We start from the raw sequence: 19362 nt of genomic DNA, 5'->3' as shown, positions 1-19362 counted from the left end.
GCGACACTATATACGTAAACATAAGACGGAGAACTTCTTGTGCATTTAAGCCCCAATGATACCAACCAATATCGCTATTCAACGTTGGACAACGGGCTTAGAGTATTGTTTATTCAAGATGTTAATGCACAGAAGTCCGCAGCAGCATTAGCCATCAATGTAGGGCATTTTGATGATCCTGATGATCGTCAGGGAATGGCTCACTATTTAGAACATATGCTATTTTTGGGTACAGAGAAATACCCCAAAATTGGAGAATTTCAAAACTATACCAATCAACATGGCGGCAGTAATAATGCATGGACAGGCGCAGAGCATACTTGCTTCTTTTTTGACGTTATGCCTTCTGCATTTCATAAGTGCCTTGATAGATTTAGTCAGTTTTTCATCTCGCCTTTATTTAACGCTGAAGCTCTCGATAAAGAACGTGAAGCTGTTGACTCAGAGTTTAAGCTCAAACTCAATGATGATTCGAGGCGACTCTACCAAGTTCACAAAGAACTCGTTAACCCCAAACATCCCTTCGCTAAATTTTCAGTAGGTAATCATGAGACGCTAGGTGATCGAAATGGGCAATCAATCCGAGAGGAAGTCGTCGATTTTCATTACCAGAAATATTCCTCGGACCTAATGACACTCGCTGTGATTGGCCCACAATCACTGGATGAATTGGAACAATGGGTCAGCGAAACGTTTTCATCGATTCCAAACCGTAGCCTTGCAAATAAATCTCTTGAAACGCCTTACTTGGACGATAATTCAACCGCAATTATGGTCCATATCGAACCAGTAAAAGAAATTCGCAAACTTATCTTATCCTTTCCTTTGCCAAGCCTTGATAAATATTATCGGCAAAAACCTATGTCCTACTTTGCCCATTTACTTGGCTATGAAGGTGAAGGCAGCTTAATGCAGGTGTTGAAGGACAGAGGCTGGATCACTTCACTTTCGGCAGGAGGTGGAACCAGCGGTAGTAATTACCGTGAGTTTACCGTTAGCTGCAACCTAACTCATACCGGTTTGGAGTATGTTGAAGACATTGTTCGAGCGCTTTTCTCATATTTAAACTTGATCGAGCGGGAAGGTTTTGACCAGTGGCGCTACATAGAAAAACAAGCAGTTTTAGAATCAGCCTTCCGCTTCCAAGAGCCCACTCGGCCTGTCGATTTAGTCAGCCACTTAGTCGTTAATATGCAGCATTACTTACCTGAGGACATAGTCTACGGAGACTATGTGATGAATAATTACGACCAAGTGCTGCTAAAACATCTATTTGACTATTTGAGCATAGATAACTTGCGAGTCACATTGGTTGCCAAAGGCTACAAGTATGATAGGAAAGCCAAGTGGTATGATACGCCATACTGCGTCACCCCATTTACTCAACAGCAAAAATCACACTTTTTAACGCAAAGCGACCTGAATTTTACCCTGCCCGATAAAAACCCATTCATTTGCTATGACTTAGACCCTAAAACTGTCGAAAAACACTCATCATTTCCTGAAGTGGTGCAAGATTTACCAGGCTTCAAATTGTGGCACCTTCAAGACAGTGAATTTCGCGTACCAAAAGGAGTCATTTTTGTTGCTATTGATAGCCCGCATGCCGTAGCAAATGTAAAGAACATTGTAAAAACTAGAATTTGCGTGGAAATGTTTCTCGACTCTCTAGCCAAAAAGACTTACCCAGCAGAAATTGCTGGCATGAGTTATAACATGTACTCACACCAAGGTGGCGTAACCCTCACTTTGTCTGGTTTTAGCAAGAAACAACCTGAATTGATGACCATGATTCTAGAGCGTTTTTCAAGCAGAGAATTCAATGCTGAACGCTTTGATACCATCAAGCAACAGTTGATCAGAAATTGGAAGAATGCTGCTCACGACAAACCTATTTCTCAACTATTTAATGCGATGACAGGCATGCTGCAGCCCAATAACCCTCCCTACGCTGACTTACTGCAAGCGCTAGAAGATCTTGATGTGAGTGAATTGGACGAGTTTGTCGCATCTATCCTCGAAAAACTGCATGTCGAAATGTTTGTCTATGGCGACTGGACACGTTCTGATGCCATTCAGCTAAGTGACACACTTAAAGATGCTCTGAGAGTTCAAAACCAAAGCTATGAAGAGTCATTAAGGCCGCTGATAATGCTTGGAAAAAATGGCTCTTTGCGACGCTCTCTTGAATCAAATCAAGAAGATTCTGCGATAGTTGTATATTATCAATGCGAGGATATTGAGCCGAGAAATACCGCTCTGTATTTATTGGCAAACCATCTCATGTCAGCAACCTTTTTTCATGAAATACGCACTAAGCAGCAACTGGGCTACATGGTGGGAACAGGAAACTTGCCGCTTAATCGCCATCCCGGCCTGGTTCTTTACGTTCAATCGCCCAAAGCTGCGCCTGCTGAACTGATTAGCTCAATCGACGAGTTCCTAAATGCCTTTTATATGGTTTTGCTAGAGCTAAATGATTATCAGTGGCATAGCAGTAAACGAGGCCTTTGGAGTCAAATTGCAGCGCCAGACACCACACTTAAAAGTCGAGCGCAAAGGCTTTGGGTTGCTATTGGCAACAAGGACTATAGTTTTAATCACAAAGATCGTGTTCTTGACGAGCTTAAAAAGCTCACCCGAGCGGATATGATTCGCTTTGTGGTTAACGAGCTAAAGCCAAGAACGGCGAACCGCCTGATTATGCATGCCAAAGGAAACTCGCACCATGCTTCTGACCCACTCGATGTTGGAGTTGAAATCGGTTCAGTAGAAGAATTTCAACTCCGACCAAAAGACACAGATTTAGGCTAGATGTTCTGACTCAATAATGGCTTTCAAACTGTGCGGATGAAACTTAATGCAAATACCTTGATGTTTAAAAGCTATCGTTGGGTTACTCAGGCGCTCTCCTTCTCCCTTGGGACTGGATAGCTTAACATCCACTCCTTGCTCACCAAGCTTATCCCATTGATGTGCTAAACTTGGGTACTGACGTTTTACGTCATCTAGATATTCTTCGGCCGTTTTGGCCAAAGATGGAATAACAAATTCAACGTGCTCCCAACTTTGAGTTGGATACATTTTCCCCTGCACTGGATAAGGGAGCTCAAGGCAATCAATAGACCAATTTGAAACCCTAAGCGGCCTGGTAAGCTCAATCACGATAATTGGCCGACCATTTATCATAGCATTAGAACACTCAAGCCCTTCCTTTAACCATTCCTTATGCGCCAATTTTGCCAGCTCTTCATCGTTTATACGCAGAGCAACATGATCGGCTTGTAATGCCTGTAAATCGACCTTTATTCGCTCCCCGAGAGACTGAATATTTTGCATAAACACATCAAGCTTCGCTTTCATTTGCCAAGGCATAAGCTCAGCATCGAGCAATCTTCGCGACATTTTTATCCATCCAATATATTGATTTCTACACAATACTACCAAGTGAGTAACCAAAAGTAGAAAATTTCCTAGAACACTCTCTATGTGAGAGCCAATAAAATTGGTATTATGTGCGACAATTTATCAACTTAATTAAGATATGCATTCTTCCCACCTTTTTTGATGCTGAAAAGCAAACCATGGTGATGAATTGAAGCTCTCAATGTATATCTAAGCAATTCTCGAGAATTGAAGGAAACATACGTGAATATCCAAGCACTTATCAACCAAAAAGTCTCTCAGGCTTTAGAAGCAGCTGGTGCACCAGCAGGCAGCCCCGCCGCTGTTCGTCAATCAGCCAAACCTCAGTTTGGTGATTACCAAGCAAATGGTGTAATGGGCGTGGCTAAAAAGTTAGGCGCTAACCCAAGAGAGTTCGCCCAGAAAGTGTTAGATGTCTTGGATCTTGACGGCATAGCAAGCAAGACCGAAATAGCAGGTCCGGGGTTTATTAACATCTTTCTTAGTGAAGAGTTCTTAGCTCAAAAGGCACAACAAGCACTTTCAGACTCTCGCCTTGGGGTGACCACTGAGGAAGCAAAAACAATTGTCGCAGATTATTCTGCGCCAAATGTGGCAAAAGAGATGCACGTTGGACACTTGCGATCAACCATTATTGGTGATGCTGTAGTTCGCACACTCGAGTTCCTTGGCCACAAGGTTATTCGTGCCAATCATATTGGAGATTGGGGCACCCAGTTTGGCATGTTGATCGCAAACCTTGAGCGAGTTCAAAAAGAGTCCGGTGAAGTCTCGATGGAATTGTCCGACCTTGAAGCGTTCTACCGTGAGTCAAAAAAACTCTACGATGAAGATGAAGAATTTGCAGAAAAAGCACGCAGCTATGTGGTCAAACTTCAAAGTGGTGACGAGTATTGTGCTGAAATGTGGAAGAAGCTGGTAGACATTACCATGATTCAAAACCAGCGAAATTATGATCGTCTCAATGTGTCCTTAACTCGAAATGATGTGATGGGCGAAAGCATGTACAACAATATGCTTACCAGTATCGTTGCTGACTTAAAAGATAAAGGACTGTCTCAAGAAGACGATGGAGCTCAAGTTGTATTTCTGGACGAATACAAAAATAAAGATGGTGAGCCAATGGGCGTTATCATCCAAAAGCGCGATGGCGGCTTCCTCTACACGACTACAGACATTGCCTGTGCTAAATATCGTTACGAGACTCTAGGTGCAGACCGCGTACTGTACTTTATTGACTCTCGTCAGCACCAGCATTTAATGCAAGCTTGGACCATAGTACGCAAAGCTGGCTATATTCCTGAAAGCGTCTCCTTAGAACACCATGCATTTGGTATGATGTTAGGCAAAGATGGCCGCCCATTTAAAACTCGTGCAGGCGGTACGGTTCGTTTAGCTGATCTGCTAGATGAAGCAGAAGAGCGTGCTATCAAACTAATCGAGTCTAAAAACCCTGAACTTGATACCATAGAGAAACAGAAAATTGCCAACACAGTCGCTATGGCAGCCGTAAAATACGCCGATCTATCTAAGCACCGTACGACAGATTATGTATTTGACTGGGACAATATGCTGGCCTTTGAAGGTAATACGGCACCTTATATGCAATATGCCTATACTCGAGTAGCTTCTATCTTTGCTAAAGCAGGTATCTCAATGGACTCTCTATCAGGAGACATTAAGATAACAGATGAAAAAGAAAAGGGATTAATTGCTAAGTTGCTTCAATTTGAAGAAGCCGTTCACTCTGTAGCACGTGAAGGTCAACCTCACATTTTATGTAGCTATCTATTCGAACTAGCAGGACAGTTTTCTAGCTTCTATGAAGCATGCCCAATTCTTAATGCAGAGGATGACTCCATTAAGCAAAATCGCCTCAAGCTAGCTGCATTGACAGCTAAGACGATCAAGCAAGGTCTATCTCTACTGGGAATTGAAACTTTAGATCGCATGTAAACATAAAACGATCGCGTATTTACAAAGGTTGATGTCATGCATCAACCTTTATTTTATCGCACGTATACAGATAGCAAGGATTTCATTATGAGCTTTGAGCTGCATCCACAACTTGTCCAAGATACCGATGTTATTGGCCACTTTCCTTTATCCATAGCTCTGCTGCATAAAGATCAAGCGGTTCCATGGGTCATTCTTGTACCGAAGAGAGAAAATGCCAAAGAATTACACCACTTACCCATCCAAGATCAACAGCAATTTCTGCTTGAATCTCAAACGGTAAGTCAAGCATTAGAGGCTACTTTTCAACCTGACAAACTCAACCTGGGCGCACTAGGCAATATAGTCTCTCAGCTGCACGTTCATCATATCGCACGCTATAAAACAGATGTTGCATGGCCTGGACCAATATGGGGCAACACAGAAGGAAAGATACGCTGTGAGAGTGAACAAAAAGCAATGCTGGCTAAAATTCAGAATGTTTTATCACTGAGTAAGTTATTTAAAAAAGATTAAAAAAGCCGCTGTTTACCAGCGGATTTTTTACATTGTTACCGTAAGCGACAAACCACTTGTACCAATTACGGAATACCTAACTCGGGTTATTTTTTTAGCGCTATTGGTATCGACTAATCGAGAAACGACGCCTTTTCTAATCCAAACTTGCAGCATGGCGTCAACACCGTCTTCACTCATGGCAAACTTCTTAGCAAGGGCTTTCTGACTTACACAACCTTGTTCTGCAATATATGACTTGAGTGCTTGTAAAATCATACTACCTGCGCCTCCAATGTTTGCTGCTTTTTTCCGGCCAATTTTAAGGCTCGATAAGTTAAAGCACACACCAACAATATGCTGCTAATCCATATTGAACTGGATAAAGGAGCCTGTGAAAAATGCGTTGCTTGGTAATAAAGCGCTGCACCACCATAGGCTAGCCCCATAGTCCACAGGGCGATAAAGCGAGCAAATTTATGTCCAAACTCACGAACATAAGCCCCCATAGCGGCCACACAAGGCGTGTAAAGCAGAATAAAGATCAGGTAGGCAAAAGCCGCATGACTCGATACAAAACGCTGGTTAAGGTTACCAAAAATAGACGCATCGACCTCTTGCTCTTCAGCTACAACAGAGCTGTCAGTTAAATCCCCCACTTCTATACCAAGGGGATCGGAATAGCTCAAATCAGCTAAATTTTCAGGTATCGACATTACAGCTTCTTTGAGGCTAGCAATCAAATCAAATTCTTCCTCACCCTCTTCGGATGGAGCATATAGGTTGTTTAACGTACCAACCACTGCTTCTTTAGCAAAGATCCCCGTTATAATACCTACTGTTGCTGGCCAATTATCTTTCTCGATGCCAATAGGAGCAAAAATGGGGGTCACTGCTTGAGATACTTTTGACAACACTGACTTCTCACTGTCTTGGTTACCAAAGGAACCATCCATACCTATCGAATTGAGAAAACTTAAAATGGTAACAACGACTACAATCGTTTTTCCAGCCCCCAAAACGAACCGTTTAAGCTTTTGCCATGTTTTGAGCAACACATTTTGTACAGTAGGGAGTTCATAATCTGGCATCTCCATTATCAAGCTATCGCTTGAACCAGGATACAGTGTACGTTTGAGAATAAAGCCGGTAAACACAGCTGCCGCAATACCAAGAAGATAAAGAGCAAACACGACATTTTGACCACTTTGTGGAAAAAAGGCAGCAGCAAATAGCGCATACACTGGGAGACGCGCACCGCACGACATAAAGGGTGCCATCGAGGCTGCGAGCTTTCTTTCACGTTCTTGGTCTAAGGTCCTCGTTGCCATAATAGCTGGTACATTGCAACCAAAGCCCAACACAAGAGGTACAAATGCTTTGCCAGGAAGCCCGACCTTTTGCATCACTTTATCCAAAACAAAAGCAGCTCGAGACATGTAGCCCGAACTCTCGAGTAACGCGAGGAACAAATAGAGGCAGGCAATAACAGGAATAAAGGTTGCCACTGTTTGAATACCGCCACCAACACCATCTGCAATCAAGGTGACTAGCCATACGGGTAAATGGTCATCCAACAAATAGTGACCTCCATCAACCAGTAGTGCCCCAACGCCAATATCAAAGAAGTCGATAAAAGCACTGCCTATATTGATGGAAAACATAAACATCAAATACATGATGACAAAAAAGAACGGAACACCAATCCACTTGTTGAGAATGACACTATCCACTTTTTCAGTAAAGCTATGGCTAAGCTTACCTTCTGCTCTACGTAATCGCTTACATTGCTGATGCAAAAAGGTGTACTTGGTATCAGCAACCAATAAATCTATATCAATTTCTAAAGCTTTCTGAGCCTGAATAACTCGATCTCTATCTTCTGCAGCTAAAGCATTGAGTACTAATAGATCATTTTCCAGTCCGCGAATTGATAAAGCTCTAGGAGAGGCATGCTCATGATCTCGAAATATCGATTGAAGACTATCGATAGCACTTTCAAATTCTTCAGGATAGGTAATATCCAATTCATCTAAAGCGACTCCCAAAACCAAGGTTTTGTGTAAGCATTCTTTAAATCGTTGAACCTGACTACGATTATTTGCTGATAAAGCAAAAACAGGACAGCCGAGCATTTTTTCTAATGCTTTGACATCTATGGTTTGGCGTTCACGCTTTAGGGCATCCATCTTGTTTAGGACAACCAGCATTGGTCTTCCTAACTCTCTAAGTTGAAGCGTCATGTACAAACTGCGCTCTAAACAAGTTGCATCTACAACATTAATGATTAAATCCGTTGGATGCGTCAGGACAGCTCTGGAAGCAATCGACTCGTCGATACTATTTCCATCATTACCACTATCAAGGGCATAAATACCAGGTAGATCGGTTAGAAGAAAGTCATCACCCGAATGGGTATATCGACCCGTTTTCTTTTCGACCGTCACTCCTGCCCAATTACCCACTTGTTGCTTTGAACCAGTCAAACCATTAAATAATGTCGTCTTACCACTATTTGGGTTTCCAACAGTGAGGATTTGATACTCCATTATTGAATCTCCACCACTATTGAGTCTGCAATCTTTGTTCTTACCGCAAGGGACACTCCCCTGATCTCCACTTGAAGTGGATCTCCCATAGGTGCTTTACGAATAAGGGTTACAGATGTGTTAGGCAGTAGCCCCATAACCATGAGCTTTTTTCTAACATCATTTGATAACTGTGAAAAACCAGTAATCTTTGCTTTCTGCCCTTGGCTTAAGTGTGACAATTTCATAAAAGAGGCCAATTAAAGATAAAAATGAGAAATATTAGCATTAAGACTTTCGATCTTAACTTGTGTAAATTTTGTAAATCTTGTCCGAAATCAAACATTGCAGATTTGCAACGTTGTTTACGTTAATCCAAAGCCGTTAATTACGTTAAAACGTATAAAACTGAATGTTCTATTCTTGTTGTTTCCATTCAAATAACAAATCAAATTTTAAAAAAAAACATTAAATATCAGCAAAGTAGATAATATGTCGTTTTTTTATTATTAGCTTGGCGTTAATTTTATAAGTAAAACAATGACCTAGCTTTATAGTTAACCGAGTCAACAGGGAACGCCCCTGGTGACAATTCCAGAGGTGGTGCAACCCGCACCACTCCGGCAGCAAGCGAAGGTGTCATTGACGCCCGTGGTATAGTCCCCCGGCTATACCACGTAATTTTTTACGCATCATGCCAGAATCCCAAGCCTTAGCAACTCTAAAATATCTCTCCATCAAAACTCAGATGAGACAAAAAAAGCTATTTGAACTTTACAAGAAAGTAAGTCAATGAATTCAAAATAATTAAGATTGATGCGGCTTTTCGAGTGTTGTGACGGGTAACAATTCAAATAATCTTTATTGAATAAAACACTAGTCTTGTGCTGCCACAAATTGCGTTGGAGATACGCCAAATCTGTGTCTAAAACGCCGACTAAAATACGATGGGTCGTTGAATCCACATTCAAACGCGACATCGGATACTTTTTGTCCATTTAACAAACGGCGGCATGCGTAATCAAGGCGAATTTCAGTCAGGTAATCAGTGAATGTTCTTTCGGTAGCTGACTTGAACCTACGCTGTAAACTCCGCTCTGAAGTGTACATCTGCTTAGCAGCTGCCGCTGTTCCAAATTCAGAATCAGAGTAGTTGGTAATCACCAAATCCTGTAATTTTTTTAGCCACTGGTCAGTTGGATTAAGCTCCGTAAAACTAGGGTCAATCAGTTGAGTTATAGAGTCTTCATCAGACTGACTGCTCTTAGGCCAAGTAAACTCTGTCAGTTGTAATCCATTAGAGATATATCTTCTAAAAATTCCACCGCTTTCTTTTACTAGGGCTTCTATTTCACTCCATGTCTGACAAGAATGGAGCAAAACGTCATCCATTCCCTGAACATTTTCTGACATAGAAAATATGACCGTCTCTTTTTCATGACGGTATGTCATGTAAACTCTTTGCCCTGTAGAGCAGCGACGAATTAAATTATCGACAAGCAAGTTAAATACGCGATCCAGATTTGCAACATAAAGGGTAACGTATGTGTCTTCACTGTGTTCTAAGTCTGTCTCAATCGACACGCCGACATTCATGATCTCTTCTTGCCAACCATCAAGTACAGACTTAACGATAAGAGCTAGACTGTAAGCAGGTAATGTACCACTGCTCATAGCTCTGTAATTAAGAAGTAGGTCCAACTCATGGTTAATGTAACGATAAAGCTGCTGCTTACTTTTCTTGTTATCTGCCGTAATCTTTACTGAAAAGTCCTTCAGTCTTACTTTCAGATCCTCTATCAGTTGCTGATACAGAATACGACGGACTTGCAACTGCTTTCTCAAATGCTCATTGTTGGTTAGGAGGATTCTGCTTTGATGACGCAATTGGTTTGTTTTCAGTGCAATTTGTGATTTGAGTATTCTGTTGGTTTTGACCGCTAAACGAGAACGCCAATTTATCAAACCAACCACAAAAGCAATAAATATCAGCAGATAGCATAGAGCAGCATATCCTCCCATATACCAAGGAACATCGACAGAAAAAATAAACTTCTCTGTGTCGGTTACCACTTCTCCATTCACCACACCTCTTACTTCCAATACATAATGACCAGGTAAGGAATGAGCGAGTGTGATAGAAAACCCTGAGATTGATATCCAATTGTCATTTTTGCTCAGACGGTATTCAAGTTTTAGATCGCTCACACTGGGAAGAGCACCAAATTGAAAAGAAAGTGAATCACCAAATTCTGCGTGTGGAAACTCTAAAATACTACCCAGAGAGTACCTAGATTGATTAATTCTCACTTCGCTCAGAATAATACGAGTTTGTGGAAGAGCGCTAGTATTGAGTTTTTCAATATCAACTGTGATTAAATCCTTCTTTGAGCCAAGAAGAATACTCTCATGTCTAAATAAAGAACCAGAGGCACAGAGACCCATCTGAAGTTCATTATCAATCAAGCCAAAAGGCTCACCATAGTGTTGGCGGAGCTGCCCACTTGAATCATACCGTGTTAAACCACCGGTGGAGCTTAACCAAACTGCACCTCTTGTACTGGTGAGGCATTTCAACAAAAGATTAGGGTTCGCCAAGCTTAATGCTTTAATCTGCAATTTATTTACATCAAGAATGAAAGCACCATAGCGGCCTGCAACAGCAAAATATCCGGGTTCAATCCCATCAATACTGACTATGGTTCCATGCTTATTTGATTCATTGATATAGTGAACTTGACCATTATTAACCACGTAGACGCCATGATCGGTACCCAATACCAATTTACCTTCTTTGTCGATATCCATATCGTTTAACTGAGAATATAATTCCCCGTTAGTCATCCACTCTGAAGCAAACTGTAGTAGCTCGCCATTTACCGTGTCGTAGCGCCAAATACGCTTCTCATCAGCTCCCCATATACCTTCATTGCGATCAATGACCAACAGATCGGCAGAAATAGTTTGCATAAAACTTGGTAATTCATCTCGAAGTAAAGGCCCAGAGGAAATATCAAGAGATAATACCCCTTCATCAGTGGCTAACCAAAGCATTTCATTATGTTCAACCGCATCGTTAACCTGTCCTTCAAACACAAGTTGACTTGAGTTTGGGTTATCGACGAAAAATTTACGCAAACCAAGACTCGTCACAAGCCAAAATCTATTTTCCTGGCTGGCCTTCTTAAAACGGATAAACTTTTCTTTGGTCAAACCATCATTTAACAAAGAGCTGGATAATCGACTAAAGAAGCGGGAAAATTCTGAGAGAAAATAGACACCCGATTCACTAGAGATCCAGATTTCGCCTCGTTTGGAATAAATAACAGAGTATATTTCTTGTCCCACAAAATATTCTATTTGACTTAAGCTATCTTTGGAGGTGCCTGCCAAAGAGAGAAACTCTAAACCACTAATCGTTCCTATCCAAAAACCTTTTGGTGCTCCCGCCAGACTTAAGACTTGTCGACTTGAGACTTGATAGCTCGGTAAATCAGGATGTTGTAAATCTATGATATAAGCACCTATATCGGAGCCAACAACGAGTTTTTGACCAACTAACGAGTAGTGAAGGTCTGTAATGTTTTTTGTATCTAGGTTTACAAAACGTTTAAAGCTAGCTGATTGAGAGTCCGATATATACAGGCCATGATTTGTCGCTAGCACCCATCCAACATCGGTTAACTCCGCATCACTCACGCTTAAATCAGAAAATTGACTGTACTGCTCCAGTTTATCAAGTGAGTAGGAGGAGAAAGCCTTACTGTCGACTTTGTAGGTATAAAACCCTGATTGATCGGCAACCCATACATAGCGCCCTGATGTACCAATGTTTCTAATTTCAGAACCAGATGACAGGCTAAATACTAACTGTTCAGGTTTCCCTGGAAGAACACGATAAACTTCATGTCCTGAAGAAAGCCAAAATGTATGATCCAAAAAAGCTAACTGACTATGCTGTATTGGAATGTTAAATTCTGAGTTAGGTAAAACGGTTTGCCCATCAAAAAAGAACAATTTGTTATTCTGGTCTTGGAACCAAAGACCGTCCGTTTCGCCAGGAAAAAGCGTCTTAGCAACAAACACTTGGCCTTTTAGTTGTGTGGGAATTGGGTAAGGAAGTGGAGAAAGCCACTCTTCTGCCATGGCCAGGCGAACTAAAAGTGAGAGTACTAAAAAGCAAATTGCCCTTTTCACTGCACATTCCTTTGCGCTGTTACCACATCCAAAAAAGTAAAAATCCCAAAATAAGTATTGGGATCTTATTTTTATTAATTACAATCTAATCATTTAATTAATTGATTGTTCGATAAAAAGTATCTTATTTGTAGTCCAGAAACAAGATATTGATTCAAAAAACATCTGCCTAATAACAAACTCCGAGAAAAGTGATATCAAGTTGTGTTTCGAAGCAAGACTCTTAATTGCTTAAACATGTTACAAAACTATCAGCCATAGACTGAATAAAGACAAAGTAACTGTCCGGACCAACTTTTATATCAGTGCCAAGTGGATCAAGTTCACCTTTTTTCGCAACGCTACCACGAAGTACTGAATCAATCACGGCTGGTGAAAACTGTGGCTCTGAGAATACACATTTAGCATCACCTTTTGATAGTTTCGTTTTGATATCGATCAGCGTCTTAGCACCCGGTTTTCTCTCCGGACTCACAGTAAACTCTCCAATATGATTTAGGCTATAATCTTGCTCAAAGTAGCCATACGCATCGTGAAATACGTAATATCCGACTTCTTTAACTGGATCTAACTGCGCCCGCCATTTGTTAGCATACTCTTCAAGTTTATTAACAAAACTTTGATAGTTGGATTGATAAACAGTCTTATTTTCAGGATCAATCAGCGCAAGCCTTTCACTCAAAGCCTTTGCTATTTGCGCACTTTGTTTTAAACCAAGCCAAACATGAGGATCATGGCTACCATGATCATGGCCATCATGGTGATGTTCCTCTGGTGCAAATGCCCTAAGATCGAGATCGTTTATCTCGCTAATCGTAAGAATATTTTGACGACCTTCGAGTACTTTAGCTAAAAAGGGTTCTAAGTCGTGGCCATACCATACAACAAGGTCGGCTTGCTTCAGGCGTTTAACATCCGATGGTTTTAGGGCATAATCATGCGGAGAAGTTCCAGCGTCTAGCAGTACTTCTGGGTTGGAGACGCCTCTGGTAATTTCGAAACTAATCATCTGTATAGGCTTAATACTCGTCAATACTTGACTCGCATTAACGCTACCAATAAGTAGCATGGACAGAAGAGGGGCAAGGTATTTCATAAGTCAATATCACTAATCTATGGTGTTAAAGTTTGACAGATGTTACATTATAACAATAGTTTTTTGCAAATGAGTCCTATTCATGTCGACATTAGTCGAACTACAACAAGTCAGTGTTCAGTTTGGTGAGCGTAAAGTTCTTGATAAGGTCGGCCTAAGCATCAAAAAAGGTGAAATCACTACTTTAATCGGTCCAAATGGTGCTGGGAAGTCTACCTTGGTTAAAGTACTTTTGGGGCTTCAAGATCAATACCAAGGGACTGTCACCAAAGTAAATAACATCAAGATTGGCTATGTCCCACAAAAACTTAAGCTCAACGATTCTCTTCCTTTAAACGTTCAACGTTTCATGAAACTTGCGGGTAAATATAGCATTCAAGAACTAAGGGAAGCCCTTAACTTGGTCGGCGCTGAACATTTAATAAAAGCTAGCATGCATTCACTCTCTGGAGGAGAATGTCAACGCGTATTACTTGCAAGGGCGCTGCTTCAACGGCCCGATTTATTGGTGCTTGACGAACCTGCACAAGGTGTAGATGTGCAAGGTCAAATCGATTTATACGATCTAATTGACACTATCCGCCATCGTTTTCAATGTGCTGTTTTTATGGTCTCTCACGATTTACACCTTGTTATGGCCAAAACTGACGACGTCATTTGCCTGCATCATCATGTTTGCTGCTCTGGTGCTCCCGCAGTGATAACAAAACATCCCAGTTATATTGCCTTATTTGGTGCAGCAAAAACTGAATCTCTAGCGTTTTATCATCATCAACACGATCATCATCACCATGATCTCGCAGGTGAGCCTGTTTCAGGCGACGCTGCAACATGTTCAAACCATTCACACGGTCACCACCATGATTGAATTTTTATTGCCTTCAATGCTTGCCGGACTTGGCATTGCCATTATTGCCGGCCCACTTGGTTCCTTTGTGGTATGGCGAAAGATGGCATACTTCGGAGACACCTTAGCTCACGCCTCACTAATGGGTCTAGCATTAGGTTTCTTGCTCGATATCAACCTTTATTTAGCTTTAACGGTTTGCTGCTTAGCCTTGGCATTTATTTTAGTAACCTTACAAAGGCAGCAGTTGGTCGCAACAGACACATTATTAGGAATATTGGCACACAGCGCTCTTTCTTTGGGACTCGTCGCGGTGAGCTTTCTTGACAATGTGAGAATTGATTTAATGAGCTATTTATTCGGTGATTTGCTGGCCGTTACACCAGAAGACCTTATCTATATTTTTTCCGGTGTTATCATTATCTGTGGTGTGCTTTATTATTTTTGGCAGTCCTTACTCGCAACGACAGTAAGCGAAGACCTCGCCGCCGTCGAAGGACACAATATAGAATTAATGCGTCTAGTCCTTATGGTTTTGGTCGGATTAGTCATCGCCATTGGGATGAAGTTTGTTGGCGCACTTATCATTACTTCGTTATTGATTATCCCAGCCGCTACTGCAAGGCGTCTAGCTCAAACCCCAGAGCAAATGGCATCGATAGCCTCGGTCATAGGTGCAATTGCGGTTTTAATGGGCTTGAGTATGTCTTGGCATTATGACACTCCAGCAGGTCCCTCAGTTGTAATCAGTGCCACAAGCATGTTTATGTTGGCTCAGCTATATCGACCACGAGGCTAAAAGGAAAAAGGCTGATGTAAATACATCAGCCTAATAGCAATCAAACTAGACACCAAGCATTAAGCGCCTTCGTTATGCAGCTCGAGATTCGCTAGGTCTTGCTGAATTTCTCGCTGAGTTTTAGCATCATCGCTGCGCAAGGACTCTAAGAAATCAAGATACTTCTGATCGATATCCCCAGTGACATAATCACCATTAAAAACTGAAGTATCAAATCTAGTTATATCTGTATTTCCCATACCTACGGCAGAGATCAAGTCTTCTAAGGTCTGAAAAATGAGTTCGTCTGCTCCTATTTGCTTACAAATCGCATCATTATCGCGACCGTGAGCGATTAATTCATTCGCACTTGGCATATCTATCCCATATACGTTAGGGAAACGTACCTCTGGCGCAGCAGAAACCATGAAGACCTTTTTCGCTCCTGATTCTCTGGCCATTTCTATAATTTGCTCAGAGGTGGTTCCTCGGACAATAGAATCATCGACTAGCAGTACATTTTTATCCTTAAACTCAGAACGAATCGCATTGAGCTTACGACGAACAGACTTTTTGCGCTGCTGCTGTCCAGGCATTATAAACGTTCTGCCGACATAACGGTTTTTCACAAAACCCTGGCGATACGGCTTATCTATGGCCTGAGCGATTTGCAGGGCTATATCACATGACGTTTCAGGTATAGGTATTACAACATCAATATCCAAATGGCTGAAATCTTCGTGAATACGCGCCCCAAGCTTTTTACCCATTTCAACACGAGCACTGTATACCGAGATTTTGTCGATAAAAGAGTCCGGGCGCGCAAAATAAACAAACTCGAAAATACACGGATTCAGTGTAGGATTGTCTGCACATTGCTTGGTATGTAACTCCCCATCAAACGTAACATAGATCGCTTCACCAGGAGCAAGATCGCGCACAAAATCAAACCCAACAGCATCAAGAGCAACAGACTCTGAAGCAACCATATATTCTTGATGGTCGCCAACCTCACGCTTACCTAAACAAAGTGGCCTGATTCCATTTGGATCACGAAAAGCAATCATGCCATGACCGATAACCATAGCAGAAACCGCATACGCCCCCTTAATAGTGCGATGCACATTAGTTACAGCTCGGAACACATCCTCTGCCGTTACATTGCGTTTAACCGTATCAATTTCGTGGGCAAGGACATTGAGCAAAACTTCAGAGTCTGAGGTTGTGTTTACATGACGGCGGTCTTTCTCAAATAATTTCTCGCGAACTTCAGCGGCGTTAGTCAGATTTCCATTATGGGCAAGAGTAATACCAAATGGCGAGTTGACGTAGAAAGGTTGTGCTTCTGAAGCGCTAGAGCTGCCTGCAGTTGGGTAACGCACATGACCAACTCCCACCGTCCCTTGAAGACGTTGCATGTGCTTAGCTTCAAACACATCTTTGACTAAACCATTCGCCTTTCTTAGACGAAAACGATTGCTTTCTATGGTACAAATACCCGCGGCATCTTGGCCACGGTGCTGCAACACAGTCAGTGCGTCATAAATAGACTGGTTTACAGGAGTTGCACCCACGATTCCAACAATACCACACATGTCCTAACCCTCGATTTGCGACAATGGCTGGCGCACTAACGTGCACCAGATAAGAAACTCGACGTAGCTTGTATGTGCTCAAAAAAAGGCTCAATGATACGGCTAAATTCCGGCACCAACTGCGAGCCTTTCCACCACTCTGAATCTGAAAACGAGGTAAACGTATCCATAAAAAACAGCGCAGCGGACACAATGAGAACACCTCTCAAGCCACCAAAAACAACACCTAACACTCTGTCTGTTCCGGACAAACCTGTCTTCTGCACTAGTTGGGCAATGACATAATTAACTATAGCGCCCACAACAAGTGTTGAAACAAACAATACGGCTATCGCAGCTCCGTTACGGAACATATCGTCTTGTATATTGGAAAAATACACTGCTAACTTAGCATAGTACTGGCTGGCGATAAAAAACGCCGCAAACCAAATAACTAACGACAATGCTTCTTTTGCAAAGCCACGAACTAAACTGATCACCGCCGATAGGCCGATCACACTTAAAATGACAATATCTAATGAATTCATCGGTTCTAACATCTTAAGTTGGCGCGCATTTTAACAGAAAAAACGCTGACGCAAACGTTTTCTTACGGATTTAATGGTTTAAATTTGAGCAACTGGCCTTTTGAGCCGGTAATTTTATCCAACTCTACGAGTTGACGCTCAAGTTTACTCTTCGATACATCAGGACCAATAATCACTCGCGTAAAACCATTTTCGAGCTTAGCATGGGCCTGATATCCCCTTTTCTGTAGATCTTTCACCACATTTTTTGCGTTTTCAGCATTCTTTAGCGCCATAAGCTGAATAATCCATGCACTATCAACATAAGCATTTTGGCTTGGGCGTTCTTTTTTCGACACAACCACCTGATCTTTGACCTCAGTCGAAGGTGACTGAGGAGATTCTTGCACAATTTCAATAGGACTCTCAGGCAAACTAACCGGGTCTTCAATAGGTTCCCGAATTTCAAAGCTCTCAACTGCGCTATCAAGCTCAGGTTTTATTGGAATACTAGCCACACCCTCTTTGTAATGCGTTTTTTTACCATCAAGCACATCAGGTAATACAATAACTCCAATGGAAACCAATACTATGGTTCCCATTAAACGTTTTTGAAACTTACTGGCCATTTATTCTCCTCGGCTCTTCCAATACTCAAGCACTTCCCCAACTGTGAGAAAAGATCCAACAACAAGTATGACGTCATTCACCTCAGCGTTTTCCAATGCGGTTGTGAAAGCATGCGTCGGGGTTGAAAATGTCGTAACATTATCCGGCAAAAATTGACACAGTTCGTCTGCATTCGCTGCTCTAGAACCGCTTAACGAAGCTGGATACCATTCATCTGCTACCGAAGATAGAGTATCTAAAGTCGCTTGAATATCTTTATCATGAAGCATTGCGACAACAGTTCGAACTCTCCTGTCGGAGTATTTAAGCTGGATTTGCTCAACCAAATACGCAGCGGAATGAGGGTTATGCGCCACATCTAGAATGATACAAGGCTTATGTTGAAGGACCTGCATCCTCCCAGGAAGCTGTGCTGCCTTTAACCCTTTGACTATATTGATGTCTGATATATCTAAGTTAGCCGTTGCCAAAGCCATAAGTGCCGTGGCTGCATTTGGTAAAGGCAGTGATGGGATAGGAAGCTGCTCTAAACGATAAGAGCCATGACTCCAACACCAATTATGCTCATCTATAACTTGGTAATTATACTGGATTCCAACCTGATATAATTCTGCACCAATGTCGTCGGCATGAGCAGCAACTGTCGATGGAGCTTTGGGTTGACCACATACGGCTGGCTTCCCAGAACGATAAATACCCGCTTTTTCAAAGCCGATTACTTCAATATCATCGCCAAGCCAGTCGACGTGGTCGATAGCCAAGCTTGTGATAACAGAAACATCATGTTCAACGACATTGGTCGCATCTAACCGGCCGCCTAAACCAACTTCAAGTAGCACCACATCAACACGCTCTTTTTGAAACATACGCAGTGCCGCCAAGGTCCCATATTCAAAAAAGCTTAAACTGGTATCTCCACGTACAGTTTCAATGTAGTCAAAAGCCTGAGTGTGCTTCTCATCTGCCATTTCCAATCCATTGATGCGGACACGCTCGTTGTAACGGATGAGGTGTGGTGAACTATATACACCTACAGAGTAACCTGCATCAAGGAGTATAGCCTCCACCAAAGCACAGGTTGAACCTTTGCCATTCGTCCCAGCGACAGTAATGATAGTTGGAGCAGGCTTAGTTAGATTGGCCAATTCAGCGACGGCCAAAACACGCTCAAGGCCGAGATCGATTGCGGAAGAGTGGATATTTGTCAAATAATCAAGCCACATCGATAATGGGGATGTGGCTTGAGGTGTTTGGAGGTGATTCATCTAACGTTAACCAAATAATTGAGGTTGTTTGTTAGTGACTACT

15 protein-coding genes are annotated in these 19362 nt (G+C 42.0%); 5 read left to right on the top strand and 10 right to left on the bottom strand.

What is annotated here, in order from left to right; translation table 11 throughout:
• Positions 1 to 39 precede the first annotated feature (39 nt).
• A complete protein-coding gene (locus DPF90_RS12745; protein WP_114786734.1) occupies positions 40 to 2814 on the top strand; it encodes an insulinase family protein in 2775 nt (924 codons plus the stop codon).
• Here the strand turns inward: DPF90_RS12745 and DPF90_RS12740 are convergent.
• Entirely contained in the window at positions 2806 to 3405 is a 600-nt protein-coding gene (locus DPF90_RS12740; RefSeq protein ID WP_114786733.1) for a VOC family protein, read from the bottom strand. The genes DPF90_RS12745 and DPF90_RS12740 overlap by 9 nt on opposite strands.
• A gap of 243 nt (positions 3406 to 3648) precedes the next feature.
• Here DPF90_RS12740 and argS point away from each other — a divergent pair, with 243 nt between their 5' ends.
• A complete protein-coding gene (argS, locus tag DPF90_RS12735) occupies positions 3649 to 5382 on the top strand; it encodes an arginine--tRNA ligase (RefSeq protein WP_114786732.1) in 1734 nt (577 codons plus the stop codon).
• An 87-nt stretch (positions 5383 to 5469) separates the two neighbouring features.
• The gene (locus DPF90_RS12730; protein ID WP_114786731.1) at positions 5470 to 5898 is read left to right on the top strand and encodes an HIT domain-containing protein; all 429 of its coding nucleotides are present in this window, start codon (positions 5470 to 5472) and stop codon (positions 5896 to 5898) included.
• 27 nt (positions 5899 to 5925) lie between these two features.
• On the opposite strand, the gene DPF90_RS12725 is transcribed toward DPF90_RS12730, so the two are convergent.
• The 5 genes from DPF90_RS12725 to znuA form a co-directional block, all read right to left on the bottom strand.
• Complete coding sequence (locus DPF90_RS12725) at positions 5926 to 6156, bottom strand: FeoC-like transcriptional regulator (RefSeq protein WP_114786730.1); 231 nt, start codon at positions 6154 to 6156, stop codon at positions 5926 to 5928.
• Positions 6153 to 8426, bottom strand: a complete 2274-nt coding sequence (gene feoB, locus DPF90_RS12720) for a Fe(2+) transporter permease subunit FeoB (RefSeq protein WP_114786729.1) — start codon at positions 8424 to 8426, stop codon at positions 6153 to 6155. The genes DPF90_RS12725 and feoB overlap by 4 nt, the downstream gene beginning before the upstream one ends.
• Positions 8426 to 8653, bottom strand: a complete 228-nt coding sequence (locus DPF90_RS12715; RefSeq protein WP_114786728.1) for a FeoA family protein — start codon at positions 8651 to 8653, stop codon at positions 8426 to 8428. Before DPF90_RS12715 ends, feoB begins: the two co-directional genes overlap by 1 nt.
• Before the next feature lie 628 nt (positions 8654 to 9281).
• Positions 9282 to 12602 carry an AraC family transcriptional regulator gene (locus tag DPF90_RS12710; RefSeq protein WP_114786727.1) on the bottom strand — a complete coding sequence of 1107 codons (3321 nt, stop codon included), beginning with the start codon at positions 12600 to 12602 and terminating at the stop codon, positions 9282 to 9284.
• Positions 12603 to 12825: 223 nt separating this feature from the next.
• A complete protein-coding gene (gene znuA, locus DPF90_RS12705; RefSeq protein WP_114786726.1) occupies positions 12826 to 13698 on the bottom strand; it encodes a zinc ABC transporter substrate-binding protein ZnuA in 873 nt (290 codons plus the stop codon).
• Between the two features lie 82 nt (positions 13699 to 13780).
• Here znuA and znuC point away from each other — a divergent pair, with 82 nt between their 5' ends.
• On the top strand, positions 13781 to 14566 hold the full coding sequence (gene znuC, locus DPF90_RS12700; protein ID WP_114786725.1) for a zinc ABC transporter ATP-binding protein ZnuC: 786 nt from the start codon (positions 13781 to 13783) through the stop codon (positions 14564 to 14566).
• Positions 14559 to 15344 carry a zinc ABC transporter permease subunit ZnuB gene (gene znuB / locus DPF90_RS12695; protein ID WP_114786724.1) on the top strand — a complete coding sequence of 262 codons (786 nt, stop codon included), beginning with the start codon at positions 14559 to 14561 and terminating at the stop codon, positions 15342 to 15344. Before znuC ends, znuB begins: the two co-directional genes overlap by 8 nt.
• A 59-nt stretch (positions 15345 to 15403) precedes the next feature.
• Here the strand turns inward: znuB and purF are convergent, their stop codons facing one another.
• The 4 genes from purF to folC form a co-directional block, all read right to left on the bottom strand.
• Positions 15404 to 16918 (bottom strand): amidophosphoribosyltransferase, encoded by a 1515-nt coding sequence (gene purF, locus DPF90_RS12690; RefSeq protein ID WP_114786723.1) that lies wholly within the window; start codon positions 16916 to 16918, stop codon positions 15404 to 15406.
• A gap of 35 nt (positions 16919 to 16953) precedes the next feature.
• Positions 16954 to 17445 (bottom strand): CvpA family protein, encoded by a 492-nt coding sequence (locus DPF90_RS12685; RefSeq protein WP_114786722.1) that lies wholly within the window; start codon positions 17443 to 17445, stop codon positions 16954 to 16956.
• A gap of 62 nt (positions 17446 to 17507) precedes the next feature.
• Entirely contained in the window at positions 17508 to 18053 is a 546-nt protein-coding gene (locus DPF90_RS12680) for an SPOR domain-containing protein (protein ID WP_114786721.1), read from the bottom strand.
• Positions 18054 to 19319 carry a bifunctional tetrahydrofolate synthase/dihydrofolate synthase gene (gene folC, locus DPF90_RS12675; RefSeq protein WP_114786720.1) on the bottom strand — a complete coding sequence of 422 codons (1266 nt, stop codon included), beginning with the start codon at positions 19317 to 19319 and terminating at the stop codon, positions 18054 to 18056. It abuts the gene before it with no gap.
• Between the last annotated feature and the right edge of the window lie 43 nt (positions 19320 to 19362).

It is taken from the genome of Vibrio tetraodonis (assembly GCF_003350295.1).
Taxonomy (GTDB): Bacteria; Pseudomonadota; Gammaproteobacteria; order Enterobacterales; family Vibrionaceae; genus Vibrio; species Vibrio tetraodonis.
Note: the sequence above shows the minus strand (reverse complement) of the source record. Positions and strands in the feature narration are given on the sequence as shown.